This window comes from Kribbella sp. NPDC002412 (assembly GCF_053592935.1).
In genome coordinates, this window is sequence record NZ_JBSFBL010000006.1 from 1 (window position 1) to 26,028 (window position 26,028).

At 70.0% G+C, this 26,028-nt stretch carries 26 protein-coding genes; 17 read left to right on the forward strand and 9 right to left on the reverse strand.

Annotated elements, in window-relative coordinates:
* Nucleotides 1-72 precede the first annotated feature (72 nt).
* The 8 genes from ACWCOV_RS06510 to ACWCOV_RS06545 all read left to right on the forward strand — a co-directional run bounded on the left by ACWCOV_RS06510 (nucleotide 73) and on the right by ACWCOV_RS06545 (nucleotide 8,857).
* Nucleotides 73-300: a GNAT family N-acetyltransferase gene (locus ACWCOV_RS06510; RefSeq protein ID WP_449828393.1), complete on the forward strand. Its 228-nt coding sequence runs from the start codon at nucleotides 73-75 to the stop codon at nucleotides 298-300.
* A gap of 75 nt (nucleotides 301-375) precedes the next feature.
* A complete protein-coding gene (locus ACWCOV_RS06515) occupies nucleotides 376-1,740 on the forward strand; it encodes a carbohydrate-binding protein (protein WP_449828210.1) in 1,365 nt (454 codons plus the stop codon).
* 42 nt (nucleotides 1,741-1,782) lie between these two features.
* The gene (locus tag ACWCOV_RS06520) at nucleotides 1,783-2,853 is read left to right on the forward strand and encodes a cyanophycinase (protein WP_449828211.1); all 1,071 of its coding nucleotides are present in this window, start codon (nucleotides 1,783-1,785) and stop codon (nucleotides 2,851-2,853) included.
* Nucleotides 2,850-5,636 carry a cyanophycin synthetase gene (cphA, locus tag ACWCOV_RS06525; protein WP_449828212.1) on the forward strand — a complete coding sequence of 929 codons (2,787 nt, stop codon included), beginning with the start codon at nucleotides 2,850-2,852 and terminating at the stop codon, nucleotides 5,634-5,636. The genes ACWCOV_RS06520 and cphA overlap by 4 nt, the downstream gene beginning before the upstream one ends.
* A gap of 48 nt (nucleotides 5,637-5,684) precedes the next feature.
* Nucleotides 5,685-6,200: a copper chaperone PCu(A)C gene (locus ACWCOV_RS06530; protein WP_449828213.1), complete on the forward strand. Its 516-nt coding sequence runs from the start codon at nucleotides 5,685-5,687 to the stop codon at nucleotides 6,198-6,200.
* Nucleotides 6,197-7,444 (forward strand): Dyp-type peroxidase, encoded by a 1,248-nt coding sequence (locus tag ACWCOV_RS06535; protein ID WP_449828214.1) that lies wholly within the window; start codon nucleotides 6,197-6,199, stop codon nucleotides 7,442-7,444. Before ACWCOV_RS06530 ends, ACWCOV_RS06535 begins: the two co-directional genes overlap by 4 nt.
* Nucleotides 7,445-7,499: 55 nt before the next feature.
* The gene (locus ACWCOV_RS06540; RefSeq protein ID WP_449828215.1) at nucleotides 7,500-8,024 is read left to right on the forward strand and encodes a SigE family RNA polymerase sigma factor; all 525 of its coding nucleotides are present in this window, start codon (nucleotides 7,500-7,502) and stop codon (nucleotides 8,022-8,024) included.
* A complete protein-coding gene (locus ACWCOV_RS06545) occupies nucleotides 8,021-8,857 on the forward strand; it encodes a hypothetical protein (protein WP_449828216.1) in 837 nt (278 codons plus the stop codon). The genes ACWCOV_RS06540 and ACWCOV_RS06545 overlap by 4 nt, the downstream gene beginning before the upstream one ends.
* Before the next feature lie 43 nt (nucleotides 8,858-8,900).
* On the opposite strand, the gene ACWCOV_RS06550 is transcribed toward ACWCOV_RS06545, so the two are convergent.
* The 6 genes from ACWCOV_RS06550 to ACWCOV_RS06575 form a co-directional block, all read right to left on the reverse strand.
* Complete coding sequence (locus ACWCOV_RS06550; protein WP_449828217.1) at nucleotides 8,901-9,233, reverse strand: peptidase inhibitor family I36 protein; 333 nt, start codon at nucleotides 9,231-9,233, stop codon at nucleotides 8,901-8,903.
* 56 nt (nucleotides 9,234-9,289) lie between these two features.
* Nucleotides 9,290-10,147 carry a hypothetical protein gene (locus ACWCOV_RS06555; protein WP_449828394.1) on the reverse strand — a complete coding sequence of 286 codons (858 nt, stop codon included), beginning with the start codon at nucleotides 10,145-10,147 and terminating at the stop codon, nucleotides 9,290-9,292.
* A gap of 39 nt (nucleotides 10,148-10,186) precedes the next feature.
* A complete protein-coding gene (locus ACWCOV_RS06560; RefSeq protein WP_449828218.1) occupies nucleotides 10,187-11,872 on the reverse strand; it encodes a Mur ligase family protein in 1,686 nt (561 codons plus the stop codon).
* Nucleotides 11,873-11,875: 3 nt separating this feature from the next.
* Nucleotides 11,876-12,646 carry an enoyl-ACP reductase FabI gene (gene fabI, locus ACWCOV_RS06565; RefSeq protein ID WP_449828219.1) on the reverse strand — a complete coding sequence of 257 codons (771 nt, stop codon included), beginning with the start codon at nucleotides 12,644-12,646 and terminating at the stop codon, nucleotides 11,876-11,878.
* Nucleotides 12,647-12,674: 28 nt separating this feature from the next.
* Nucleotides 12,675-13,379 (reverse strand): 3-oxoacyl-[acyl-carrier-protein] reductase, encoded by a 705-nt coding sequence (gene fabG, locus ACWCOV_RS06570; protein ID WP_449828220.1) that lies wholly within the window; start codon nucleotides 13,377-13,379, stop codon nucleotides 12,675-12,677.
* Between the two features lie 154 nt (nucleotides 13,380-13,533).
* The gene (locus tag ACWCOV_RS06575) at nucleotides 13,534-13,746 is read right to left on the reverse strand and encodes a dodecin (RefSeq protein WP_360538310.1); all 213 of its coding nucleotides are present in this window, start codon (nucleotides 13,744-13,746) and stop codon (nucleotides 13,534-13,536) included.
* Between the two features lie 74 nt (nucleotides 13,747-13,820).
* On the opposite strand from ACWCOV_RS06575, the gene ACWCOV_RS06580 reads away from it, so the two are divergent.
* Complete coding sequence (locus tag ACWCOV_RS06580) at nucleotides 13,821-14,180, forward strand: DUF3099 domain-containing protein (RefSeq protein WP_449828221.1); 360 nt, start codon at nucleotides 13,821-13,823, stop codon at nucleotides 14,178-14,180.
* Between the two features lie 190 nt (nucleotides 14,181-14,370).
* Nucleotides 14,371-14,574 (forward strand): hypothetical protein, encoded by a 204-nt coding sequence (locus ACWCOV_RS06585; RefSeq protein ID WP_449828222.1) that lies wholly within the window; start codon nucleotides 14,371-14,373, stop codon nucleotides 14,572-14,574.
* Nucleotides 14,575-14,647: 73 nt separating this feature from the next.
* Here ACWCOV_RS06585 and moaA read toward each other — a convergent pair whose 3' ends face one another.
* The gene (gene moaA / locus ACWCOV_RS06590) at nucleotides 14,648-15,667 is read right to left on the reverse strand and encodes a GTP 3',8-cyclase MoaA (protein ID WP_449828223.1); all 1,020 of its coding nucleotides are present in this window, start codon (nucleotides 15,665-15,667) and stop codon (nucleotides 14,648-14,650) included.
* A gap of 69 nt (nucleotides 15,668-15,736) precedes the next feature.
* Between moaA and ACWCOV_RS06595 the strand changes: the two genes are divergently transcribed.
* From ACWCOV_RS06595 to ACWCOV_RS06610, 4 genes are all read left to right on the forward strand, one after another.
* Nucleotides 15,737-16,522, forward strand: coding sequence for an SURF1 family cytochrome oxidase biogenesis protein (locus ACWCOV_RS06595; protein WP_449828224.1), 786 nt, complete (start codon nucleotides 15,737-15,739; stop codon nucleotides 16,520-16,522).
* Nucleotides 16,443-18,293 carry a glycoside hydrolase family 15 protein gene (locus tag ACWCOV_RS06600; protein WP_449828225.1) on the forward strand — a complete coding sequence of 617 codons (1,851 nt, stop codon included), beginning with the start codon at nucleotides 16,443-16,445 and terminating at the stop codon, nucleotides 18,291-18,293. The genes ACWCOV_RS06595 and ACWCOV_RS06600 overlap by 80 nt, the downstream gene beginning before the upstream one ends.
* Before the next feature lie 78 nt (nucleotides 18,294-18,371).
* A complete protein-coding gene (locus tag ACWCOV_RS06605) occupies nucleotides 18,372-19,127 on the forward strand; it encodes an SDR family oxidoreductase (RefSeq protein WP_449828226.1) in 756 nt (251 codons plus the stop codon).
* 75 nt (nucleotides 19,128-19,202) lie between these two features.
* A complete protein-coding gene (locus ACWCOV_RS06610) occupies nucleotides 19,203-19,529 on the forward strand; it encodes a hypothetical protein (RefSeq protein ID WP_449828227.1) in 327 nt (108 codons plus the stop codon).
* A gap of 8 nt (nucleotides 19,530-19,537) precedes the next feature.
* Here the strand turns inward: ACWCOV_RS06610 and ligD are convergent, their stop codons facing one another.
* Entirely contained in the window at nucleotides 19,538-20,596 is a 1,059-nt protein-coding gene (gene ligD / locus ACWCOV_RS06615) for a non-homologous end-joining DNA ligase (protein WP_449828228.1), read from the reverse strand.
* Between the two features lie 160 nt (nucleotides 20,597-20,756).
* Here ligD and ACWCOV_RS06620 point away from each other — a divergent pair, with 160 nt between their 5' ends.
* The 3 genes from ACWCOV_RS06620 (at nucleotide 20,757) to ACWCOV_RS06630 (ending at nucleotide 25,557) form a co-directional block, all read left to right on the forward strand.
* Nucleotides 20,757-22,352 (forward strand): M4 family metallopeptidase, encoded by a 1,596-nt coding sequence (locus ACWCOV_RS06620; protein ID WP_449828229.1) that lies wholly within the window; start codon nucleotides 20,757-20,759, stop codon nucleotides 22,350-22,352.
* A gap of 102 nt (nucleotides 22,353-22,454) precedes the next feature.
* Nucleotides 22,455-24,179, forward strand: a complete 1,725-nt coding sequence (locus ACWCOV_RS06625) for an FAD-dependent oxidoreductase (RefSeq protein WP_449828230.1) — start codon at nucleotides 22,455-22,457, stop codon at nucleotides 24,177-24,179.
* The gene (locus tag ACWCOV_RS06630; protein ID WP_449828231.1) at nucleotides 24,172-25,557 is read left to right on the forward strand and encodes an adenylate/guanylate cyclase domain-containing protein; all 1,386 of its coding nucleotides are present in this window, start codon (nucleotides 24,172-24,174) and stop codon (nucleotides 25,555-25,557) included. The genes ACWCOV_RS06625 and ACWCOV_RS06630 overlap by 8 nt, the downstream gene beginning before the upstream one ends.
* A 38-nt stretch (nucleotides 25,558-25,595) precedes the next feature.
* On the opposite strand, the gene msrB is transcribed toward ACWCOV_RS06630, so the two are convergent.
* On the reverse strand, nucleotides 25,596-26,012 hold the full coding sequence (gene msrB, locus ACWCOV_RS06635) for a peptide-methionine (R)-S-oxide reductase MsrB (protein ID WP_360536101.1): 417 nt from the start codon (nucleotides 26,010-26,012) through the stop codon (nucleotides 25,596-25,598).
* Nucleotides 26,013-26,028 lie beyond the last annotated feature (16 nt).

The window sequence follows — 26,028 nt, forward strand, 5'->3', positions numbered from 1 at the left end:
TCAGCGTGACGTCGTCCGGGCAGCGGACTCCGAGGTTGCCGAGCGTCGACAGGCCCCATCGTCGCGCTCGACCTGCCGGAGACCGGAGAGGGGTACGTCGAGCAGCTCGCCGTACGCGCGGACCAGCGCCGCAAGGGCGTCGCTCGCGCCATGCTCGACGCCACCTGCGCCGAGTTCGGCCGGCTCGGGCGTCGGGACTGCATCCTCTGGACGCACTCCGGGACCGGCGCGCTCGCCATGTACGAACGCCTCGGCATGCGGGTGCGCCGCAGTACGACGGTCTACCGCCGCCAGCTCTGATCCGGACCGTGACGAGCTGTTGACACGTTGCCATGAGAGCGCTCACATTGACCTCACCAACCCCTGGAGGTCGCTATGCGTTCCCGCCCCTTGATCGCCGCATTGCTCACCCCACTTCTCGTCACCGGCGCGCTGGCTGTCGCCGCGGACGCCAGCGTGCCGCCGCCCGCGTCCGGCTGGACGACCGTCTGGAGCGACGACTTCGACGGACCGAGCGGCACGCTGCCGTCGAGCGCCAACTGGATCATCGACACCGGCCACGGCTACCCCGGCGGCCCCGCCAACTGGGGCACCGGCGAGATCCAGAACTACACGAACAGCACGAACAACCTGGCCCTGGACGGCGCCGGCAACCTGCGGATCACGCCGCGCCGGGACTCGGCCGGCAACTGGACGTCGGCCCGGATCGAGACCCAGCGCAGCAACTTCAAGCCGCCGGCCGGTGGTGTGCTCGCGATCGAGAGCCGGATCCAGATGCCGAACGTCACCGGCAACGCGGCGCTCGGGTACTGGCCCGCGTTCTGGGCGCTCGGAGCGCCGTACCGGGGGAACTACTGGAACTGGCCGGGCATCGGCGAGTTCGACATCATGGAGAACGTCAACGGGATCAACTCCGTCTGGGGCGTGCTGCACTGCGGTGTGAACCCGGGCGGCCCGTGCAACGAGACCAGCGGCCTCGGCGCCAGCCGCGCTTGCCCGGGCTCGTCCTGCCAGTCCGGCTTCCACACCTACCGCTTCGAGTGGGACACGAGCAGCACGCCCAACCAGTTGCGCTGGTACGTCGATGGGCAGCAATACCACGCGATCAGCCAAGGCCAGCTGCCCGCGGACACGTGGACGAACATGACCTCGCACGCCGGGTACTTCATCCTGCTGAACGTGGCCATCGGCGGCGCGTTCCCGGATGCGCTGAACGGACCGACACCACGACCGGAGACCGTCCCTGGCCATCCGATGGTCGTGGACTACGTCGCGGTGTGGTCGCGTGGCGGTGGCACGACTCCCCCGACCACTCCGCCGCCTGGTGGTAGCAGTGCCTACAGCACGATCCAGGCCGAGTCGAACAGCCTGCAGTCCGGCATGGGCGTGGAGACGACGACCGACACCGGCGGCGGCCAGAACCTCATGCAGATCGGCAACGGCGACTGGGCGCTCTACCGAGGCCTCGACTTCGGCAGCACCGCCGCAACCCAGTTCGTCGCGCGGGTCGCGTCAGGCGCGGCCGGCGGTGTCAGCGGCCTGGTCGAAGTACGCCTCGACAGCCGCTCCAACCCACCCATCGGCAGCTTCGCCATCGCGAACACCGGCGGCTGGCAGTCCTGGCGCACCGTCCCCGCCAACATCTCCGCCGTCACCGGAGTCCACGACGTCTACCTGACCTTCACCAGCGGCCAACCCGCCGACTACGTCAACCTCAACTGGCTGACCTTCACCCGCTGACCGGATACGGCTTCGGAGGGGGGCAGCACCTATCCTTCGGCTATGTCTGAACAGCAGGGTGGGGTGAGCAGTGGGCCGGGGGCCCTGTTCGCGATCGGTGGTGCCGAGGACAAGCTGAAGAAGCGCACGGTGCTGCAGGAGTTCGTCGAGGCGGCTGGTGGGGCGAAGGCGCGGATCGTGGTTGTGCCTACCGCGTCCGCGCTGGGTCCGGATGTCGTCGACGTCTACCACGCCCTGTTCGCCGCTCTCGGCGCCGAGAGCGTCGTCGGTGTCCGCCCGGAGACCCGGGAGGACGCCGACGACCCGGCGTTCATCGAGCCGCTGCACGACGCCACCGGCGTGTTCATGACCGGCGGCAACCAGCTCAAGCTCGCCGGTGTCGTCACCGGTACGGCGTTCGGACGCGCGGTGACCGCCGCGCACGCCCGCGGTGCGGCAGTCGGCGGCACGTCGGCCGGCGCGAGCATCCTGGCCGAGCACATGATCGCGTTCGGACGGGCCGGCGCGACCCCGCGGCAGCGGATGAGCCAGCTGGCCGGTGGCCTCGGCCTGGTCCAGGGCGCGATCGTCGACCAGCACTTCGCGCAGCGGAACCGGTACGGCCGGCTGTTGTCCCTGGTCGCCCAGTCCCCCGGGCTGCTCGGCATCGGCGTCGACGAGGACACCGCGGCAGTGGTCCGCGGCTCCCACCTGGAGGTCGTCGGCCGTGGCGCGGTGACGATCTTCGACGGCAGCCGGATCACCTCCAACGCCCACTACGCCAAGCGATCCGAGCCGATTCTCGCGTCCGGCGTCGTACTGCACGTGCTGCCCGCGACCGCGACGTTCGACCTGCAGGCGCGGGTCCTGCTGTCCTACGGGCCGCAGCCGCCGGCCGAGGAGATCGCCGAGCTGCAGGCCGCCGAGCGGGACCTGCGGAAGCTGGCCAAGGAGATCGCCGCCGAGGGCGTGTCACCCAAGTACTACGCGGATCGCAAGCGCCGGGCCGGTCGCCGTACGTCGAAACGGCCGGTGGCGGCCGGGGAGTCCAGACCGGAGGCGACCGAGCCGATCACGGCCGGCGCCGAACTCGACCTCCCCGACCGCACGCAACCAGACAATGGACACGCATGACCGACACGCACGGCGCCCCTGCTCCTGACCTCAAGATCATCGAGACCCGCGTCTACCGCGGCCCGAACGTCTGGAGCTACGAACCGGCCATCCATCTCGTCGTCGACCTGGGCTCGCTGGAGAGCTTCCCGTCGAACACCATCCCCGGCTTCACCGAGAAGCTGCTCGCGGACCTGCCGCGGCTCGACCAGCACCACTGCTCGCGCGGCCGCAAGGGCGGCTTCATCGAGCGGCTGCACGAGGGCACCTGGCTCGGCCACATCGCCGAGCACGTCGCCCTCCAGCTGCAGCAGGAGGCCGGTCACGACATGCGCCGCGGGAAGACCCGTCAGGTGAAGGGTGTCCCGGGCCGCTACAACATCACCTACGCGTACGCCGACGAGGCGGTCGGACTGGCCGCGGGCGAGCTCGCCGTACGGTTCGTCAACCATCTGGTCCAGCCGGACCCGGCGTTCGACTTCACCACCGAGCTGGAGAAGTTCATCAAGCAGGCCGAGCGGACCGCGTTCGGGCCGTCGACGCAGGCGATCGTCGACGAGGCGGTGTCCCGCGACATCCCGTGGATCCGGCTGAACAAGGCCAGCCTGGTCCAGCTCGGCCAGGGCGTGCACGCGAAGCGGATCCGGGCCACGATGACGTCCGAGACCGGGTCGATCTCGGTCGACATCGCCAGCGACAAGGACCTGACCACGCGACTGCTCGCGTCGGCCGGCCTGCCGGTGCCGCGGTCGGAGTCGGTCCGGACGGTCGACGAGGCGGTCGCGATCGCCCACAAGATCGGGTACCCGGTCGTGTGCAAGCCGCTCGACGGCAACCACGGCCGTGGCGTGTGCCTGAACCTGCAGGACGCCGACGCCGTCCGCGAGGCCTTCCCGATCGCGGCCGAGCAGTCCCGCCGCGGCTGGGTGATCGTGGAGAACTTCGTCACCGGCAAGGACTACCGCTGCCTGATCATCAACGGCCGGATGGAGGCGATCGCCGAACGCGTGCCGGCGCACGTGGTCGGCGACGGCGTCCACACGGTGGCCGAGCTGGTCGACATCACCAATGCCGACCCGCGGCGTGGGGTCGGGCACGAGAAGATCCTGACCCGGATCACGATCAACAACGCCGCCCGGGAGCTGGTCCGGAACCAGGGCTTCGAGCTGGACGACGTACCGCCCGAAGACACCATGGTGAAGCTGACGCTCACCGGCAACATGTCCACCGGCGGGATCTCGATCGACCGGACCTTCGAGGCGCACCCGGAGAACGTGGAGATCGCCGAGGAGGCGGCCCGGATGATCGGGCTGGACATCGCCGGCATCGACTTCATCTGCCCGGACATCACCCAGCCGGTGCGCGAGACCGGCGGCGCGATCTGCGAGGTGAACGCGGCGCCGGGCTTCCGGATGCACACCAACCCGACGATCGGCGAGCCGCAGTACATCGCCAAGCCGGTCGTCGACATGCTGTTCCCGCCCGGCGCGACCAGCCGGATCCCGATCGTCGCGGTGACCGGGACGAACGGCAAGACCACCACGTCGCGGATGATCAGCCACGTCTTCAAGGGCCTCGGCCGCAAGGTCGGGATGACCTCGACCGACGGCATCGTGATCGACGAGCGGCTGGTGATCCGGCAGGACGCGTCCGGCCCGAAGTCGGCCCGGATGGTGCTGCAGAACCCGCGGGTCGACTTCGCCGTGTTCGAGGTGGCCCGGGGCGGGATCCTGCGCGAGGGCCTCGGCTACGAGCGCAACGACATCGCGGTCGTGCTGAATGTCCAGCCCGACCACCTCGGCCTGCGCGGCGTGGAGACGCTCGAGCAACTGGCCGACGTGAAGGCGGTGCTCGTCGAGGCGGTGCCGCGGTCGGGGTACGCCGTACTGAACGCGGACGACCCGCTGGTGCGCAAGATGCGGCGGAAGTGCTCCGGCCAGGTGGTGTGGTTCAGCATGGCCGAGGCGGGCAGCGAGGTCCGCGACTACATCGACAGCCACTGCCGGCGCGGCGGGCGCGCGGTGGTCCTGGAGCGGTCGGACCTGGGCGACATGATCGTGGTCAAGCACGGCCGCCGGTCGATGCAGCTGGCCTGGACCCACTTGCTCCCGGCAACGTTCGGCGGGCGGGCGATGATGAACGTGCAGAACGCGATGGCCGCCGCGGCTGCCGCGTTCGCGGCCGGGGCGCCGCTGCACGACATCCGGCAGGGGCTTCGGACCTTCAGTACGTCGTACTACCTGTCGCCGGGCCGGTTGAACGAGATCGACGTGGACGGGCGGACCGTGATCGTCGACTACTGCCACAACGCGCCGGCGATGCGGATGCTCGGTGACTTCGTCGACCGGCTCGGCGAGAGCCTGAGCGCCTCGTCGGAGCTCGGGCGGCCGTCCCGGATCGGCGTGGTCGCGACCGCGGGCGACCGGCGCGACGACGACATCCGTGAGCTCGGCGAGGTCGCGGCGCAGCACTTCGACGTGGTCGTGGTCCGCGAGGACGTCCGGTTGCGTGGGCGCAAGCGGGGCGAGTCGGCGGCGCTGGTCGAGGCTGGTGTCCGGGCCGCGATGGAGAAGGGCGCGCGCTGCCGGCAGGTCGATATCGAGCTGGAGGAGCTGGCCGCGATCCGGCATGCGCTCGGGCGGTCCAACCGGGGCGACCTCGTCGTACTCTGCGTCGATCAGCACCAGACTGTGCTGACGGAGCTCGAGTCGGTCTCGCACCTGGCGCAGGCCGGTGCCCGGTCGGGTGACGAGGGTGGCGACCCGGACTTCGTCCAGCCTGACGAGGAGCCGGGCGACGACTGACGTGACCACGACGGGAACTTGCCTGGGGCAAGTCTCGTTGGCCTGTCCGTGAAGCTGAAGTTGCTGACTGCCACGCTGGCCGTCCTGTTGGTGTCCTCCTGTGGATCCCCTCCTGAGCCGGCTACCCAGGCCGCCGCGACCACACCGTCGGTGCTGGTCGAGGACGCCTGGGTGCGAGCCACGGTCGGGGCGAAGGACACCAGCATGACGGCGGCCTTCATGTCGCTGACGAACCCCGGGAACACGGACATCAAGTTGACCTCGGCAACATCTCCGGTGGCCGGGATGGTGCAGTTGCACGAGATGGCGACGAAGGACGGCAAGATGGTGATGCAGGAGAAGGCCGGCGGTATCACCGTGCCCGCGACCTCGCACACGCACCTCTCCCCCGGCGGCGACCACGTCATGCTGATGGGTCTGAAGCAGCCGCTGAAGCCCGGCGACGAAGTCCCGGTCACGCTCAAGTTCTCCGACGGCAGCAGCCACGACCTGACACTGCCCGTGAAGGCCTTCACCGAGGAAGAAGAGCACTACCACCCGAGCGAGACGCCGACACCCCAGTGACCGGTTCCACACCCCCTCCGGGCTCTTCCGCGTCCCCGCCTTCGGCGGGGAGACAGGCGGGTGGGGCGGCGCGGCCGTCGCGGCGCCGGTTGTTTGGCTATGCCGGAGCGGCCGCCGTCGGCGCCGCGGCCGCAGCCGGCGGTGCTGTTGCCATCGGCACCGATGCACCGCAGGCAGCCGCAGGAGCCCGGCTGATTGGGCCGTATGGCGAGCACCAGCCCGCCATCGCTGCTCCTACCCCGAAGCACGCCGAGTTGGTGGGGTTGAAGCTACTGCCCGGGACGGACAAGGCGGCACTGGCCCGGTTGATGCGGTTGTGGAGCAACGACATCGTGGCGCTGGCCGGAGGGCGGCCGGCGCCTGGGGATACGGCGCCCGAGCTTGCGGTGGCGAATGTCGCGTTGACGGCCACGGTCGGGTTCGGGCCGCGGGTGTTCGGGTTGACCGGGCAGAAGCCGGCCGGGCTCGACGCCTTGCCGGTGATGAAGCACGATCGGCTCGACCCGGCGTGGTCGGGTGGCGATCTGCTGGTGATGGTCGGCGCCGACGACGCCGTCAGCGTGGTGCACGCCGTACGGCGGCTGGTCGCCGACGCCAAGCCGTTCGCCACGCCGGTGTGGCGGCAGACCGGGTTCTGGAACGGGACCGGCTCCGACGGACAGCCCGTCACCGGCCGCAACCTGTTCGGCCAGGTCGACGGGACCGGCAATCCTGCTGTCGGGACGCCGGAGTTCGACAGCACGGTGTGGTCGACCGACGGCCCGGACTGGTTCCACGGTGGTACGACGCTCGTCGTACGGCGGATCCGGATGAACCTGGACACCTGGGACGAGCTCACCCGGTCGGAGCAGGAGCGCGCGGTCGGCCGGAAACTGTCGAACGGCGCACCGCTGACCGGCACGGCCGAGCACGACGAGCTCGACCTCCAGGCCCGCGACGCCGACGGACGGCTGGTGATCGCCGAGAACTCGCACGCCCGCCTGTCCCACCACTCCGAGAACGACGGCCGCCGGATCTTCCGCAAGGGCCTCAACTACGTCCAGGACTCCGGCCCGAACCGCGAGTCCGGCCTGATCTTCCTCAGCTACCAGGCCGACGTCGCCGGCCAGTTCCTCCCCCTGCTGGCCCGCCTCGACGCGGCCGACGCCCTGAACGAGTGGACCACCACCATCGGCTCCGCCGTCTTCGCCCTCCCACCCGGCTTCCAGCCCGGCGGCTGGCTGGCCCAGAACCTTCTCGGCTGACCTGTCACCCTGCGACGCTGGCGACGGCGTTCGAGGGGGTGGAGGAAGGATGCCGATGAGACAAGACTCGAACGACTTCGATGCCTTTGTGCGGGCACGGTGGACCGCGACGGCGCGGCTCGCGTACGCGCTGACCCTGGATCACCAGCGGGCGGAAGACCTCGCGCAGGAGGCCTTCACGAAGTTGTGGTTCCACTGGCACAAGGTGCGCGACGGGAGCCCGGAGGCGTACCTGCGCAAGATCGTCACCACGCTCTTCCTGTCCAGCCGGCGCCGCCGCTGGATCGGTGAGCGCCCGACGGAGTCACCACCCGACACCGCAGTCGGCTCCGGCACCGGACAGGTCGACGAACGACTCGCTCTCCGCGCGGCGATGGCCCGGTTGAGCCCACGCCAGCGCGCCGCGGTGTACCTCCGGTACGGCGAAGACCTGTCCGAACAGACCGTGGCCGACCTGCTCTGCTGCTCGGTCGGCACCGTGAAACAGCACACCCGCCGCGGCCTCGACGCCCTGCGCACAAACCAAGACTTCAGCACGCCCGACGAACTGGCCGACCTGGCCGGGAGGGGGATCGCATGACCGACGACCTCAGCACGAAGCTCGCCGTACTGACCGAAGACCGGCCGGAGCCGGCTGACCCGGCGGCGCCGATTCGTCAGCGCATCGAGAGTCGCCGTCGCCGTCGCCGCGGTACGGCGGCCATCGTGGCCGTCGCAGCCGCCACCGCTGCGGTCCTCGCCGCGGGTCCGATCCTCGGTTCACTCCACCAGGCAGGTAGCGAGCCCGGCGTCGCCGGCTTCGGCGCCACGATCCCGTCGGCGCGGGTGTCGCCGTACTCTCCGATGGTGTCGCCGACCGGCGACCACAAGACCGTGCTGCCGGCGCCCTGGTCGGACGAGGTGTTCACCAAAGAGCCGGACGCGAATGCGTACCTGCCCAAGGCCTACTACGTCGCGAAGGGCAGCATCCCGGCCGGGAGCTGGGCGATGCTGGCGTTCTCGGAGTTCGGCTGCATGGTCAGCGACGAGAGCCCGGCGGTCAGCTTCGGCCGGCCGTGGGTCTGCTTCAACAACTGGACGCCCGGCCAGAAGGTCAACTACCACGTGGTCCAGGGGCACGCGAAGGAGAAGAGCGCGACGAAGATCGCCGCCACGCTGATCTTCGGGGCGGTGTCGGCCGACGCACGCAGGGTGAAACTCCAGGTCCCGGGCCGGAGCTACGACCTCCCGGCCGTCGCCACGCCGGCGACGAACCGGATGCGCTTCTTCGCCGTCGTCGTGCCGGACAAGGACGTGACGGACATCAAGCTGACCCCGGTCGATGCCAAGGGCAACGTGGTCGGCGCCCCGACCGGCGTACCGGCAGGCATGGCCTGCACCCCCCAGTGCGCGACCGCCACCCCCGCCAAGTGATCCACGCGGGGCGGGGAGGACATTCCTCCCCGCACCGCACGGCCTATCCCGCGCGGAAGCTCAGGAAGGTCGCGCTCGGGTAGCTGTGGAAGTTGTTCGCCGGCTCCAGCGAGGCAGTCCCGCTGCAGTCGGCCGTGCGGTACAGCAGCACGTCCTCGTCCGACCAGTTGAACAACGCACCCGGCGCGAACGGCAACCGGGTGCACTCGTCCGGCACGTCGTCGTACCGCACGACCTTGCCGGTGAAGTTGACGGTCTCGAAGAAGCAGGCGAGTCCGGGCTCGCACTCCAGCGCGGAGGCGGAGGCCGGCGCGGCGGGAATCCCGAGCGTGAGGGCGACCGCTGAAGCGGCGCCGAGAAGCACACGACGATGCACGAAGATCTCCAGAGGTAAGGGCGGTTACCTGACCCCTGAAGCCTATAGTTGAACCTTCAGCCAAGTGGTTCGGGGCGGCGTGTCAGCCAGCGGCGTTTGGGTTCGTCGCGGTCGATCCAGTCGAGGTCCTCAGACAGAACGGCGTCGTTCGAGCGGTTGGCGTACGGGTCGGGTGGCGGCGGGGGTGGCGGCAGAGCGCGGAGTTTGAGGGCGACCATGGGGATCGCGAGGAGTACGGCGAGGACCAGCCACGGCCAGTACTCCCGGAGGACCGGCTCGAAGGACCGGAAGAACGCGTCGGTTGCTGCGTCAGCGGTCTGGTCGACCGGCTGGCCGGTGGGCGCGAGGCTGATCACCCGGACGCCGGCGACGATGCCGAAGGACGCCAGGTAGAAGCCGGCCAGCGGCACCCAGAAGTACGCCGACCGCCAGCCACGCCGCCAGCAGGCGACGTACAGCAGCAGCGCCAGACCGACCGCGACAAGCAGCCCGTTCAGCTGCCACAGCCAGCGCCAGTCCTGCAGCTGGTTGGCCGGCCGCAGCGCCAGCCACGCCACCGGGATCGCCAGCGCGAACGCGGCCACCACCGAGCTTCGGGTGCCCAGGGCCCCGAACAGCCCGCCGACGACGCTTGCCACCAGCAAGGTGAGCAGGAGTTCGGTGTCTGTGAAGGCGTTCCCGGTCAGCCACCACATGCCCGCGGCAACGACCAGCACGAGCGGCAGGGTCATCCGGATCCGCCGGACGAACAGCCCGGCCGCGATCCCGCCGGCGTACCCGCCCAGGATGAGCAGGTCCAGCCGCGACGGCACGAACAGCGTCGTACCGTCCGGGAGCCCCTTCAGGTAGGTGGCGGCGAAACCCGCCACGAACCAGGCGGCAACCGCGGACGGCACCGACCACAGGTAGCGCATCTTCACCCCGTTCCCGCCCCGACCGCGGGCGGGCAGGGGCTAGTGCTGGGCTCTCTCGACCTTGGCCTTCAAGATCTCCGGTGTGTCGACGGTAGCCCCCTCGGCCCGCAACCAGGCGTCAAGACTCGCCCGATCCTGCAGAGACATCACCGCGACCACGTCCCCGGGCTTGGCCTCGCCGACCAGCGCCTGCGCCGCCTCCAGCTCGGTCGGGTACGACGGGACGTCGTCCACGCCGACCGACGCGGCCCCCTCCCGGAACACCGCGTCGAGCTCCGACGGCGGCCGGCCACGCAGGTAGTCGCTCTTGTGGCCGATCATCACCCGGTCCGCCGCCCGGGCGCCCATCGCCCCGAGCGCCAGCACCATGTCGTCGGCCCGGTCGCCTGGTGACCCGAGCGCGAGCAGCAGCCGGCCATCCGGCGGCCGGACGCCGTTCATGATCTCGAGCAGCGCCTCCAGGCCGGCCTCGTTGTGGGCGAGGTCGATCACCACGGTGAAGTCGCGCAGCGAGTACATGTTCATCCGGCCGGGGTTGTTCTCGTTCGGCGCGAACGAGCTCAGGCCCTCGATCACCGCGGCCCGCGGCAGCCCGAGCCCGAGCGCCGCCGACGCCGCGGCCAGCGCGTTCTCCACGTTGAAGTGCGACAGCCCCGACAGTGTCATCGGCACGTCGACGACCTTCAGCAACGGCTCCGGGTCGCTGGCCTGGTCGAGCACGGTGATGAACCCGTCGAGCACGGTCGTCGCCCGGCCGCCCTCGTCCAGCACGGTCCGGATCGACGGCGAGTCGGCGTCGCGGGAGAACACCCAGCACTTGGCCGGCGAGCCGAGCCGCATCGCGAACGTCCGTGGGTCGTCGCCGTTCACCACGCACCAGCCCCGCGGCCGGGTGATCTGCGTGATCACCGCCTTCACCTCGGCCAGCTGATCGACCGTGTCGATACCGCCGAGGCCGAGGTGGTCGGCGGTGACGTTGGTGACCACCGAGACGTCGTTCGAGGTGACGCCGACGCCGCGCCGGAGGATGCCGCCGCGCGCGGTCTCGGTGACCGCGAGCTGGATCCCGGGCTGGGACAGCACCTGACCGGCGCCGCTCGGGCCGGAGAAGTCGCCATACTTGACCAGCTTGCCGTCGAAGTACACGCCGTCAGTGCTGGACCAGCCGACGTGCAGGCCGGCGGCGCGGCCGATGTGCGCGATCATCCGCGAGGTGGTGGTCTTGCCGTTCGTCCCGGTCACCGCGACCACCGGCACCTTCGGCCGCAGGGTCGGCGGCGGGTTGCCCGGCGGCTCGTTGCGCACCCGGTCCCCGACGGTTCCGATCAGGTCGCTCAGGTCGTCGGCGCCGAACGCGTCCAGGACCTCGACGATCGCGGCGCCGAGCGCCCGCGCCCGGCCTTCGTGCGCCCACGGGAAGGCGACGACGAGCCGCCGTACGTCGGACTCCGGGCGGACCCGGACGCCGATCCGGCCGATGCCGGCCTCGCGGGCGATCCGCCGTACGACGTGACCGGCGACCCGGATCGCGAACCGCTGCCGGAAGCCGGAGCCGATCCGGCCGGGCCGGGTGGCGCCCAGCCCGATGGCCTGGGCGTACGCCTTCGCGGCCGGGGCCGGGGCGTCGACGAGCGCGGACATGTCGAGCGTGAGCTTGACGGCGGCACGGCTGAAGTAGAGGTTGGCTCCGTCCAGGACGCGGAGCTCAACCAGCGATGTGGCCAACCCCTACGCTCCCATCGCGTGGTAGCCGCCGTCGACGTGCACGATCTCGCCGGTGGTCGCGGGGAAGAAGTCGCTGAGCAGGGCGACGATGGTCCGGCCGGTCGGTTCGAGGTCGGCCGGGTCCCAGCCCAGCGGGGCCTTGTCCAGCCACGGCTCCTCGAACTTCTCGAAGCCCGGGATCGCCTTCGCGGCCAGCGTCTTCAGCGGGCCGGCCGAGACCAGGTTGCAGCGGATGCCCTGGGCGCCGAGGTCGCGGGCCAGGTACCGGTTCGTCGACTCCAGCGCGGCCTTGGCCACACCCATCCAGTCGTACCCGGGCCAGGCCACGGTCGCGTCGAAGGTCAGCCCGACGACACTGCTGCCACGGCTCATCAGCGGCGCGCAGGCCACGGCAAGAGCCTTCAGCGAGTACGCCGACACGTGCACGGCCTGGGACACGTCCTCCCACGGACCGTGCAGGAACTTGCCGCCGAGGATGGTCTCCGGGTTCCCGTACGCGATCGAGTGCACGACGCCGTCCAGGCCGTCGACGTGCTCGCGGACGGCGTCCGGCAGCGCGGCCAGGTGGTCGGGATCGGTGACGTCCAGTTCCAGAACCGGCGGCTCGACAGGCAGGCGTTTGGCGATCCGTTTGGTGATGCTCAGCGCGCGGCCGAAGTTCGAGATCAGCACGGTGGCGCCCTGTTCCTGCGCCACCTTGGCCGTGGCGAAGCCGATCGAGGAGTCCAGCGTGACTCCGGCGACCAGGATCCGCTTGCCGTCGAGGATGCCCACCGGCGTCCCTTTCTAGAGTTGGTGTTGGCTAGTTGCCCATGCCGATGCCGCCGTCGACCGGGATCACCGCGCCGGTGATGTACCCGGCCTCCTCGGAGGCGAGCCAGCGGACCGCGTTCGCGATCTCCTCGGTCAGGCCGAACCGGCCGAGCGGGATCTGGCTCAGGTACTGCTTCTGGGTCTCTTCCGGCAGTACCGCGGTCATGTCGGTCTCGACGAAGCCGGGTGCGACCACGTTGGCGGTGATCCCGCGGCTGCCGAGCTCGCGGGCGATCGAGCGGGCCATGCCGATCAGGCCGGACTTGCTGGCCGCGTAGTTCACCTGGCCGGGCGAGCCGAGCAGGCCGACCACCGAGGAGATGAACACGATCCGGCCCTTGCGCAGCCGCAGCATTCCCTTGGCCGCGCGGCGGGCGACCCGGAACGAGCCGGTGAGGTTCGTGTCGATCACCGCGGACCAGTCGTCGTCGCCCATCCGCAGCAGCAGCGTGTCGCGGGTGATGCCGGCGTTGGCCACCAGCACCTCGACCGGGCCGTGCTGGTCCTGGATCGTGTCGAACGCCGCGTCGACCTGCTCCTGGTCGGTGATGTCGCACTTGACCCCGAGGAAGCCTTCCGGCGGCGGGCTGGTGTTGTAGGTGACGGCGACCTGGTCGCCGGCCTCCCGGAACGCGGTCGCGATCGCCAGCCCGATGCCCCGGCTGCCCCCAGTCACCAACACAGACCTGCTCACAATCACTCCTCACACGTCGCCAGTCGACCGAACGCTATCGCGGCCACCGGCACCACCGTTCGAGGGGTTATCCCCCCGAACGGTGGGTTCTCTGTCGGCGTACGAGGGGAGAACCCAGCACCCGGCGGGATATCCCCTCGAAGGGTGGGGTGGGTCAGGAGTCTTCGAGGCGGAAGCCCACCTTCATCCCGACCTGGTAGTGGTCGATCTGGTTGTCGACGATGTGGCCGCGGATCTCGGTGACCTCGAACCAGTCGAGGTGCCGCAGCGTCTCCCCGGCCCGGGTGATGCCGTTGGTGATCGCCTCCTTCACCCCTTCCCTGGAGGTGCCGACGATCTCGGTCACGCGGTAGGTGCGATCGGTCATGAGACGAACCTCTCCATCCTGGCTGCGCCCGGGCGAACGACGCGGCGTACCGTTGTTCCTGGTGAGGAGGATAGATGTCACGACACCGTGAGCGGGCCGGTGAGACCGTCATTTCGGTGACGAGTGCACAGCCGGGCCGGTCCGAGGATCTGGACAGCCGGATCGTGCGCTACGCGTGGATGATGTCGATCCGGATCGTCTGCTTCGTGCTCGCCGTCCTCACCCCGTCGCCGTGGCGCTGGATGTTCATCGTCGCGGCCGTCTTCCTGCCGTACGTCGCGGTCGTGCTGGCGAACGCGCACCGGACCACGAAACTGGACGCGGCCGACCCCTTCGTGGCGCCCGAACGCCCTGCGATCGGATCGCATCCGGTCGTCATCGCGAACCCTGCCGACGACCCCGATCCGGGCCGCAAGATCGACACCGAAAAGTGATCTGGGCCGGGACTGGAAACTTTGGCACCATCCGTGTCAGAATCTCCCGCGTGCTCTGAAGTTCACTGATGAAATTCAGGGACTTGATGCGGCGTCGGACGGCTCCCCCCGTGGCTGTCCGACGTCGCTTCATTTTCCCCACTCTTTTGATTATTGAGTGGTCAGCAACAATCCCCCAGGAATGGCCGTGATGACCGAAGAAGTCCTGCCGTCCACCTGCTCTGCCAGGGGTTGCGGCGCGCCGGCACGGTGGGCGCTGCTCTGGAACAACCCGAAGATCCACACCCCGGATCGGCGCAAGACCTGGCTGGCGTGCGACGAACACAAGGACAGCCTGTCCGACTTCCTCGACCGCCGGTCATTCCTGCGTGAGGTCGAGCCTTTCTCCGGGTGAATCCGCGGACACCCGAAAAACTGCATTTCCGGATTGGGCCGGTTTCGCGCCCTTCCAACCAGTTGAGGCGGGTTCAGCCGCCGATCGCGGACATCGGCCGGGTCGGCTGCAGGAAGCTCGGGTCGTTGATCCCGTGACCCGGAAGTTTGTTCCGCATCGCGCGCCGCCAGCGGTCGGCCAGCTCCTCGTCGTCGGCCCCGGACCGCAACGCCGTGCGCAGGTCGGACTCGGTGCGGGCGAACAGGCAGTCGCGGACCTGGCCGTCGGCGGTCAGCCGGACCCGGTCGCAGTCGCCGCAGAACGGGCGGGTGACGGAGGCGATGATGCCGACGGTCTGCGGCCCGCCGCGCACGGTGAAGGACTCGGCGGGCGCACTCCCCCGGGCCGCCGCGTCGGTCGGCTCGAGACCGAACGGCTCGGCGAGCTGGGCGAGGATCTCGTCCGCGGTGACCATGGTGGCCCGGTTCCAGCCGTGCTGGGCGTCGAGCGGCATCTGCTCGATGAACCGCAGCTCGTAGCCGTGCTCGAGGCAGAACTCCAGCAGCTCCGGCGCCTGCGTGTCGTTCACGCCGCGCATCAGCACTGCGTTGACCTTCACCGGTGTCAGCCCGGCCGCCTGGGCGGCTTCGAGGCCGGCCAGCACGTCCTTCAGGCGATCCCGGCGGGCGAGCTCCTTGAACGTGTCCTGCCGGATCGTGTCGAGGCTCACGTTCACCCGGTCCAGGCCGGCTTCCTTCAGGGCCGACGCCTGCCGGGACAGGCCGATCCCGTTCGTGGTCAGCGACACCTGGGGACGCGGCACGAGCTCCGTCGTCCGCGCGACGATGTCGACCAGGCCGCGGCGGAGCAGCGGCTCACCGCCGGTGAAGCGAATCTCGTGCACACCGAGTAACCGGACCGCGACGGAGACGAGCCGAACCACCTCGTCATCGGTCAGCAGCTCCGGCTTGGCCAGCCAGTCGAGGCCTTCCTCCGGCATGCAGTACGAGCAGCGCAGGTTGCAACGGTCCGTCAGCGAGACCCGCAGGTCCGTGGCGACCCGGCCGAACCTGTCCGCCAGGCCCAGTTGCGTCACCTCTTCGGTAGCCGTCACGCCCCCAGCCTACGTGCCGGGCACCGACTGTTTCAGGGCATGGCTTAAGTTCGAGATGTGGGTCGCCTGATGAATGTCCGCTGGATCGCCGCCGCACTGGCGGTCCTGGTGCTCGCCGGGGTGTGCGTCCAGCTCGGCCGCTGGCAGTTCCACCGCCTCGACGAGCGCAAGGCGCGCAACGACGTCACCCGCGCCAACCTGGCCGCTCCCCCGGCCCCGATCGACCGGATCGTCGGCGCGGACGGTGTGGTCGGCGACCAGCACGCCTGGCGGACGGCCGTCGTCACCGGCCGGTACGACGCCTCGAAGCAGATCGTCCTGCGGTACCGCAACGTGAACGACCGGCCCGGCTTCGAGATCGTCACCCCGCTGCTGCTCCCCGACGGCAAGGCGGTCCTGGTCGACCGCGGCTTCCTGACCCGCCAGGGCGCCGAGCTCGCTCCCGGCCATATTCCCGCGGTCCCGTCCGGCGAGGTCACGATCACCGGCCGGCTGCGGCGCAGCGAGCGCGGCGGGAGCACCAACGGCGGCACACCGGACAACGGCACGGCGCGCCTGATCAACGGCCCGGACTTCGCCAAGGTCCTCGACCTGAACCTGTACGACGGCTACCTGACCATCGACCGGCAGGAGCCGGCCAACGACGCCGCGTTCGGCGCGTTCCCGGGTCCGGAGATCGACGACGGGCCACACTTCTTCTACGGGCTGCAATGGTTCTTCTTCGCCCTGCTGGCCCTGGGCGGGCTGGTCTACTTCTCCCGACAGGAGCTCCGCAGTGACTCCGCACCCGACGCAACCGAAGCCGCCGCGGCAGGGCAGGACCGGCCCGAAGTCCGTGCCGGAGCGCCGGATTGAGGACTATGCGCTGATCGGTGACCTGCAGACGGCCGCACTGGTGTCGAAGCAGGGCTCGATCGACTGGCTGTGCTTCCCGCGGTTCGACTCCCCGGCCTGCTTCGCGGCCCTGATCGGCACCGACGACAACGGGCACTGGCGGCTCTCACCCCGCGACGCCGACGCGACCAGCAGCCGCCACTACCGCGGCGACACGCTGGTGCTGGAGACCGAGTGGACCACGCCTGGTGGCTCGGTGCGGGTGATCGACTTCATGCCACCACGGGATGCGGCGCCGGACGTCGTACGCATCGTGCAAGGGGTCAGCGGGACCGTGTCGATGCGGTCCGAGCTGCGGCTGCGGTTCGACTACGGGCATGTGGTGCCGTGGGTACGGCGGGTCGACGGCCAGGTGGTCGCGATCGCCGGGCCGGACGCGGTGTCGTTGCGGTCCGACGTCCACCAGTACGGCCGCGACTTCGCGACGTACGCGGACTTCGAGGTGTCGGCCGGCGACCAGGCCTGGTTCGTGCTCACCTGGCACCCGTCGCACCACCCGGTGCCCGATCCGACCGACGCGATCGCCTCGCTCGAGCCGACCGAGAGCTACTGGACCGAGTGGATCGGCCAGACGACCGACGCCGACGGGTTCGAGGACGAGGTCACCCGGTCGATCCTGACGCTGAAGGCGCTGACGTACGCGCCTTCCGGCGGGATCGTGGCGGCGCCGACGACCTCGCTGCCCGAGAGCCTCGGCGGGCAGCGCAACTGGGACTACCGGTTCTGCTGGCTGCGCGATGCCACGATGACGCTGGCGGCGATGCTGCGGTCCGGGTTCACCGAGGAGGCGGCCGCGTGGCGGGACTGGCTGCTCCGGGCGATCGCCGGCGACCCGGCCGACCTCCAGATCATGTACGGCGTCACCGGTGAACGCCGGCTGACGGAGTTCGAGGCCGACTGGCTGCCCGGCTTCGGCGGCGCGCAGCCGGTGCGGATCGGCAACGCCGCCGCGGAGCAACTGCAGCTCGACGTGTACGGCGAGGTGATGGACGTGCTCGCGCTCGCGCGCGAGTCGAGGATCGGTCCGAGTGACGACGCCTGGGCGATGCAGCGCGGCCTGATGCGGCACCTGACCGGTATCTGGGACCAGCCGGACGAAGGGATCTGGGAGGTCCGCGGCGGGCGGCAGCAGTTCACGTACTCGAAGGTGATGGCCTGGGTCGCGTTCGACCGCGCCGCCCGGGCGGTCGAGCGGTTCGGCATGAGCGGGCCGGCCAAGCAGTGGCGCGCGACCGCGGACCAGATCCACCGCGAGGTCTGCGAGAAGGCGTTCGACGCGGATCGGGGCACGTTCACGCAGGCCTACGGCAGCAAGGCGCTGGACGCCGCCGTACTGCTGATCCCGCAGGTCGGGTTCCTGCCGCCGGAGGACCCGCGGGTGGCCGGCACGGTCGACGCCGTCCAGAAGGAGCTCGGGTACGACGGTTTCGTCCGCCGGTACCACACCGAGCACACCGACGACGGGCTGCCGGGTGACGAGGGCGCGTTCCTGATCTGCTCGTTCTGGCTGGCCGACTCGCTGGCCCTGATCGGCCGGGTCGGCGAGGCCCGCGAGCTGTACGAGCGACTCGTTGCCCTGCGCAACGATGTCGGGCTGCTCGCGGAGGAGTACGACCCGGCCAGCGGCCGGATGCTGGGGAACTTCCCGCAGGCGTTCTCGCACCTCGGGCTGGTCAACACCGCCTGGCACCTCAACAACAGCGAGAGTCCGCTGCGCCGGTCGGCGTACTGACGCCTGACCAAGAACTTGCCGTCGGCCACCAACAGGCCTCGGCATGCGAGATCCGCACCCGTGAGGCAGGATGGTGCCGTGGACCTCGGACTGCGCGATCGCACGTACATCGTCACCGGCGCCAGCGCCGGCCTCGGCTTCGCCACGGCGAAGGCGCTGGCCGCGGAAGGCGCCCGGCTCGTCATCTCCAGCCGGAACGAGGAGTCGATCGCGCGCGCCGCGGCCGAGCTCGGTGAGAACGTGGTCGGCATCCCGGTCGACAACGCCGACCCGGAGAGCGCGGAGCGGCTCGCCGCGACCGCGATCGCCAAGTGGGGCGCGTTGCACGGCGCGTTGATCAGCGTCGGCGGCCCGCGCCCGGGGACGGCCCTCGACACCGACGAGGAGGACTGGCGCAACGCCTTCGACAGCGTGTTCCTCGGCGGCCTGCGGATCGCCCGCTCGGTAGCTCGGGCCGGCTCGGAGGGCACGTCGATCGCGTTCGTGCTGTCGTCGTCGGTGAAGTCCCCGATCCCCGGCCTGGCGATCTCGAACGGTCTGCGCCCGGGCCTGGCGATGGTCGCGAAGACCCTCGCCGACGAGCTCGGGCCGAACGGGATCCGGGTCAACGGCCTGATGCCCGGCCGGATCTCCACCGACCGGCTCAAGGAGCTCGACGCCAAGGGCGGCGACCCCGACGCGGCCCGCCGCGCCTCGGAGAAGACCATCCCGCTGCGCCGCTACGGCACCCCGGACGAGTTCGGCCGGGTCGCCGCCTTCATCCTCTCCCCCGCCGCCTCCTACCTGACCGGCACCATCATCCCCATCGACGGCGGCGCACTGCGCGGTATCTAGCTCACCCGGCGTAACAGCTCTCTCCGCACCTGCGATGTGGCAGGCACGGAGAAACAGCTGTGCAAGGGGGAGACGATGGACACTACGAAGAGCTGGTCTGAGGTGCAGGTTGAGTCCGCCAGCGACGGACCGGCCGATGCAGCTCTGCTGGCGAGAGCCGCACAGCTGTTCGGCTGGGAGCTTCAGTTGGCACCGGCACTCGACCCAAACCGCGTTTCAGCTCAGCTTCGCCGAACCGACAGCTCGCTGCGAGGCAATCTCAGCGAGCTGATCGTCCTGCTCGCGGTGGCAGAGAACGTGACACCGCAGGACATCATCCGACGGATCCCCGACGACCTCCGCGGCCTCGGGCTCAACGTCAAGCAGAATCCACGCCGCATGCTCGGCGACATGCGACGCTGATCCGCAGCTCAGTCCTTGGGGCGGTCGCGGTCCTTGGAGGGCTGGACTCGCTTTGGCTCGCCGGGCATTTTCGGGTACTCCGGCGGGTAGGGCAGGTCGCCCTCGCCGTGGTCGCGCTCGTGCTTGGCGGACAGCTCCAGCAGGGACTCCAGCGAGAACGCCTTCTCGCCGACGGCCGCGTGCAGGTCGCCGACCTCGGCGAAACGAGCCGGCATGGTGAGCACGTCGAAGTCGTCCGGTACGACGTCCTCGAGCTCCTCCCAGCGCAGTGGCGCCGAGACGCGGGCCCGGGCGTTCGGGCGGACCGAGTAGGCCGAGGCGATCGTGCGGTCGCGGGCCATCTGGTTGTAGTCGATGAACACACGCTCGCCGCGCTCCTCCTTCCACCAGTTCACCGTGACCTGCTCCGGCATCCGCCGGGACAGCTCCCGGCCGACCGCGATTACCGCCCGCCGCGACTGAATGAAGTCCCAGCGCGGCTCGATCGGCACGTACACGTGCAGGCCGCGGCCACCCGACGTCTTCGGGTACCCCTCCAGACCGTGCTCGGCGAGCAGCTCACGCAGCACCGGCGCGACCACCACCGCGCTCTTGAAGTCCGTCCCCGGCTGCGGGTCGAGGTCGATCCGGAGCTGATCCGGGTTGTCGAGCTGCGGACGCCGTACCGGCCAGGGGTGGAAGGTCAGCGTGCCCAGGTTGACCGCCCAGGCGACGACGGCGAGCTCGGTCGGGCAGACCTCGTCGGCGGGCCGGCCGCTCGGGAACTTGATGGTCGCGGTCTCGACCCAGTCGGGCGCGCCCTTGGCGACCCGCTTCTGGTAGAACGCGTCACCGCGGTTGTCCGCCCGGGTCGAGAGCTTGGCGCCCTCGAACCAGCCGCCCGGCCAGCGCTCCAGCGTCGTGGGCCGGTCCCGGAGCGCGCCGAGGATGCCGTCCCCGACCGCGACGAAGTAGTTCACGATGTCGAGCTTGGTGAGCCCGCGGTCCGCGAAGTACGGCTTGTCCGGGTTGCTCACCCGCACTGTCCGCCCCGCGATCTCCAGCTCGATTGCCTTGGTCGCCGCCATGCCGCGACGCTACCGCCCGGCCCGGACAAATCCCGGCGAATTCCGCGGGAAAGGCAACTTTTCCCAACCTCTGGCCACGGTAGGTGACCGAGCGGTAACGTTCCTGCACCTCGTTCCTGGGGCGTGAGGCCCCCGGGACACCTCTTGAAGGAGCGCGAGGATGAACAGATCCGCCCTGTTCGCCGCTGCCACCGCAGTGGCGACCACCACCGCCCTCGGTCTGACCAGCGCCACCACCGCCACCGGTGCGCCGACGGCAGACCCCATCCCCAGCCCCAGCGCGGCCGTCGCCCGGGCCAAGGCCGCGATCGGCGACCATCTCGCCGTACTGAAGGCCACCGGCGCGGACGCGTTCGTCGTCCGGGACGTCATCGTGGACGCCGACGGCTCCAGCCACGTCCGGATGGACCGGACCATCGGCGGGCTGAAGGTGCTCGGTGGCGACGTCGTCGTCCACCAGGCCAAGGACGGCGCCTTCAAGGGCGCCAGCCTGACCCTGAGCCGCAGCGCCGACGTGAGCCGGACGCCGAAGATCAGCGTCGCGAGCGCCACCGCCAAGGCGCTGACCCGCGGCCAGAAGGCCGAGGGCAAGCCGACGCTGGTGATCGAGGCCCGCAAGGGCACGCCGCGGCTGGCCTACCTGGTCGCCTCGGGCGGGACCCAGGCGGACGGCACACCGAGCCACGTGACCACCACGGTCGACGCGCTGACCGGAGCGAGGCTGGTCTCCGAGCAGCACATCCACACCGCCTCCGGCGACGGCCAGAGCCTGTACAGCGGGACCGTGCCGATCGAGAGCACGCCGGCCACCGGCGGGTTCACGCTGACCGACCCGACTCGCGGCAACGGCTACACCGCCGACGCGAACAACAAGACCGACTCGATCCTGTGCCAGATCTTCGGCTTCGGCTGCCCGGTCCCGACCCGGTTCACCGACGCCGACAACCACTGGGGCAACGGCGTGAACACCAACCGGCAGACCGCCGCGGTCGACGCGCACTACGGTGCCGCGAAGACCTGGGACTACTTCAAGACCCAGCACGCCCGGAACGGCATCTTCAACGACGGCAAGGGCGTCCCGAGCCGGGTGCACTACGGCAGCAACTACGTGAACGCGTTCTGGGACGGCAAGCAGATGACGTACGGCGACGGCGACGGCGTCGTGGCCGGTCCGCTGGTGTCGATCGACGTGGCCGGTCACGAGATGTCCCACGGCGTCACAACGGCGACCGCGAACCTCACCTACTCCGGTGAGTCCGGTGGCCTGAACGAGGCGACCAGCGACATCTTCGGCACCTTTGTCGAGTTCTACGCCAACAACGCCTCCGACCCCGGTGACTACTACATCGGCGAGGAGATCATGAAGGACCGGCCGGCCCTGCGGTACATGGACAAGCCGAGCAAGGACGGCAACTCGGTCGACTGCTACTACTCCGGCGTCGGCAACCTGGACGTCCACTACTCCTCCGGCGTGGCGAACCACTTCGCCTACCTCGCCGCCGAAGGCACCGGCGCCAAGGAGTTCGGCGGGCTGCCGCACAACTCGACGAGCTGCAACGGCTCCACGGTCACCGGCATCGGCCGGGACAAGGTCGGCAAGATCTGGTACCGCGCGCTGACCACCTACATGACGACGGGTACGACGTACGCCCAGGCCCGGACCGCGACGCTGAACGCGGCCACCGACCTGTACGGCGCGAGCAGCACCGAACGCGCGGTCGTCGCCGCGGCGTGGTCGGCCGTGAGCGTCAACTGACCGTTTGAACTTCGCCGGTCCTGTCCCACTGGGGCGGACAGGACCGGCGAACAAACGCTTTCTCCATTGCCCATCGCTGCACGCGGACCTACCGTCGCAAGCATGGGAGGGGAACCCGGGGAAAGGTCCAGCCTGCGTGAGGCACGACCGCTGTTGCTGGTCGTCGACGCCGATCCGATGCGGCTGGAACGAAGTGAGACAGAGCTCGAGCGCGCGTTCGGCGTGGACTTTCGCGTACGCGGCGAGCTGACCGCGACCGCTGCGGCCGACTGCCTGCGGCTCGCGCACGAACTGGAGCAGCGAGTAGCCGTCGTTCTGGTCGACCACGTGCTGGCCGACGCCGAGCGGGCCGCGATCTTCGACCTGTCGCGGACGTTGCATCCGGACGCGCGGCGGGCGTTGCTGATCGAGTGGGGATCGTGGGCGGACCGGTCGACGGCCGCGGCGATCCTGACCGCGATGTCGGTCGGCGACATCAACTACTACGTGCTGAAGCCGTGGATCGAGCGGGACGAGCTGTTCCACCGGACGGTCGCGGAGTTCATCCAGGAGTGGTCGCGGTACGAGGTCGCCAACCTGCGCGAGGTCGTGGTGATCGCTTCCGACCACTCCGTCCGTGGGCAGGCGATCCGCAGCCTGTTGGCGCGCAACGGGATCCCGAGCGCGTTCCGGGTCAGCGGTTCGGCGCTGGCGGAGGCTGCGCTGCGGTGGATCGGCGAACCGGATCCCGGCGAGGGGGTGCTGGTGTGGATGCCGGCTGTCGGCGGCGCCGTACTGCACGATCCGACCGATGCGGAGATCGCCGAGGCCTGGGGTGTGCCGACGACGCTGGCCGACGGCGAGACCGCCTTCGACCTGCTGGTGATCGGGGCGGGTCCGGGTGGGCTGGCCGCGGCTGTGTACGCGTCGTCCGAGGGGTTGCGCACGCTCGTGGTGGAGCGGGAGTCCATCGGCGGGCAGGCGGGGACGAGCTCGCTGATCCGCAACTACCTGGGCTTCTCGCGCGGCATCCGGGGCTCCGAGCTCGCGCAGCGCGGGTATCAGCAGGCCTGGGTGTTCGGCGCGCACTTCGTGCTGATGCGGTCGATCGTCTCGCTGGAGAAGGAGGACAACCATTTCCGCGCGGTCATCGGCGACGTGGGTGAGGTGACGGCCCGCGCGGTCGTGCTGGCGACCGGAGTCTCGTACCGGCGGCTGGATGTGCCATCGCTCGAGGAGCTGATGGGCAACGGCGTGTACTACGGCGCGAGCGTGTCGGAAGCCCACGGTCTGCAAGGGCGCGACGCCTGCGTGGTCGGCGGCGGGAACTCGGCCGGACAGGCCGTCCTGCACCTGGCCCGCTACTGCCGGCACGTGACGCTGGTGATCCGTGGCAACGATCTGTCGGCCAGCATGTCGCAGTACCTGATCGACGAGATCGATGCCGCACCCAACGTGACCTTGCGGGCGAACAGCGAGGTCGTCGGCGGTGGCGGCGACGGCCGGCTCGAGCACATCACCCTGCGGGACCGGCGGAACGGCGCCGAGGAGTCGCTGCCCGTCAACGGGTTGTTCGTGATGATCGGCGCGGTGCCCGGCACCGACTGGTTGCCGGACAAGGTCGGGCGGGACGCGCGCGGGTTCGTGCTGTCCGGGACGGACGCCGCGGCCGATCCGCAGTGGAACGAGTCGCGGCCGCCGCAGCCGTACGAGACCACGCTGCCCGGGCTGTTCGCGATCGGCGACGTGCGCTGTGGTTCGGTCAAGCGGGTCGCGTCGGCGGTCGGCGAGGGTTCGGTGGTGGTCTCGCAGGTCCACACCCATCTGAAGGTCTCTGCCGATGCCTGAACGGCGGTTCGTCTACACGCCGGCGATGATCGGCCTGACGACCCTCGCGTTGCTCGTCCCGCTGGCCGGGCTGTTCCTGCTGCTGCGGCGACCAGAGCTGGACGTGCACTGGCAGCATCACCCGGCGCACTTCTGGCTGGTGCTTGCCACGGCGGTGCTGAGCGCCGTACTCGCGTATGGAACCGGCGCGGCTGCGGTGCGGCGGGGCGATCCTCGGGTGTTGCTGGTCTCGCTGGCGTTCCTGTCGGCGGCCGGGTTCCTCGGGTTGCACGCGCTGGCCACGCCGAAGGTCCTGCTCGACACCCCGAACGCGGGATTCATCCTCGCGACTCCGGTCGGCGTGGCGCTGGGGTCGGTGTTCGCGGTCCTGTCGAGCCTGAACTTCTCCGGCGAGCGGGTCGCCTCGGCGGTGCGGTGGGGGCGTCGGCTCCGTGCTGGGCTGCTGACGCTGATGGCGTTGTGGGCGCTGGCCTCCGTACTGCGATTGCCTCCGCTGCACGACACCGTCGTACCGGAGGCTGCGGACGGCATCCTGGCCGCACTCGCCGTACCGGCCATCCTGCTCTACGCGATCGCGGCCGGGCGGTATCTGCGGACCTGGTGGGAACGGCCGTCGCTGATGCTGCTGTCGATGGTCGCCGCGTTCGTCCTGCTCGCCGAGGCGATGGTCGCGCTCGTGTTCGCACGGAACTGGGCGCTGTCGTGGTGGGAGTGGCACGTGCTGATGCTCGCCGCGTTCGTGCTGGTCGTGGTCGGCGTCCGGATCCAGTGGCACGAGGAGCGGTTCGCGGACCTCTACCTCGAGGACACGGTGTCCGGGCGGCGGGAGCTGAGCGTGCTGTTCGCCGACCTGCAGGGGTTCACCACGTTCTCCGAGCACCACGACCCGTCCGAGGTCACCGCGATGCTCAACACATACTTCCAGGTCGTCGTCCCGCCAGTGGTACGGCGGCACGGCGGCGACGTCGACCGGATCATCGGCGACGCGCTGATGGTGACCTTCAACAAGCGCGGTGACCAGCCGGACCACGCGGAGCGGGCCGCCGCGGCCGGGCTGGCGCTGCAGGAGGCGGCGACCGCCGTCCAGATGGCGCATCCGCAGTGGCCGCGGTTCCGGGTCGGCATCAACAGCGGTGTCGCCTCGGTCAGCCTGCTCGGCACCGAGGGCGGCCGCACCCACACGGTCATCGGCGACACGGTCAACGTCGCGTCCCGGATCGAGGGCAAGGCGCCCGGCGGTGGCGTGGCCATCGGCCCCGCCACCAAGGCCCTCCTCCCGGAGGCCGTCACCGAGTCGCTGGGCCGCCTCGAGCTCAAGGGCAAGGCAGAGCCGCTGGAGGTCTACCGCCTGGTCGCCCTGACCGCCCGGGACGCCTGATCGCCCCGGACGCCTGATCGGTCAGGACGCCTGAGTGCTCAGGCCGGCTGGAGGGTCAGGCTGATGCTGTTGATGCAGTAGCGGAGGTCGGTGGGCGTGCCGTAGCCCTCGCCCTCGAAGACGTGGCCCAGGTGGGATCCGCAGTTCGCGCAGCGGACCTCGACCCGCTTCATCCCGAGGGTGGAGTCCTCGATGTACTGGACCCGGTCCTCGGCCAGCGGCGCGAAGAACGACGGCCAGCCGCAGTGCGAGTCGAACTTGGTCTCACTCCGGAACAGTTCCGCGTCACACGCCCGGCACTTGTACACGCCGACCGTCTTGGTGTCGGTGTACTCGCCGGTGAACGGCCGCTCGGTGCCGGCCTTGCGCAGTACGTGGAACTCGGCGGGCGTCAGCTGCGCCTTCCACTCCGCCTCGGACTTCTGTACGGCGTACTGCTTGGTGTCATCTGTCACGACTCCAGTATCGATG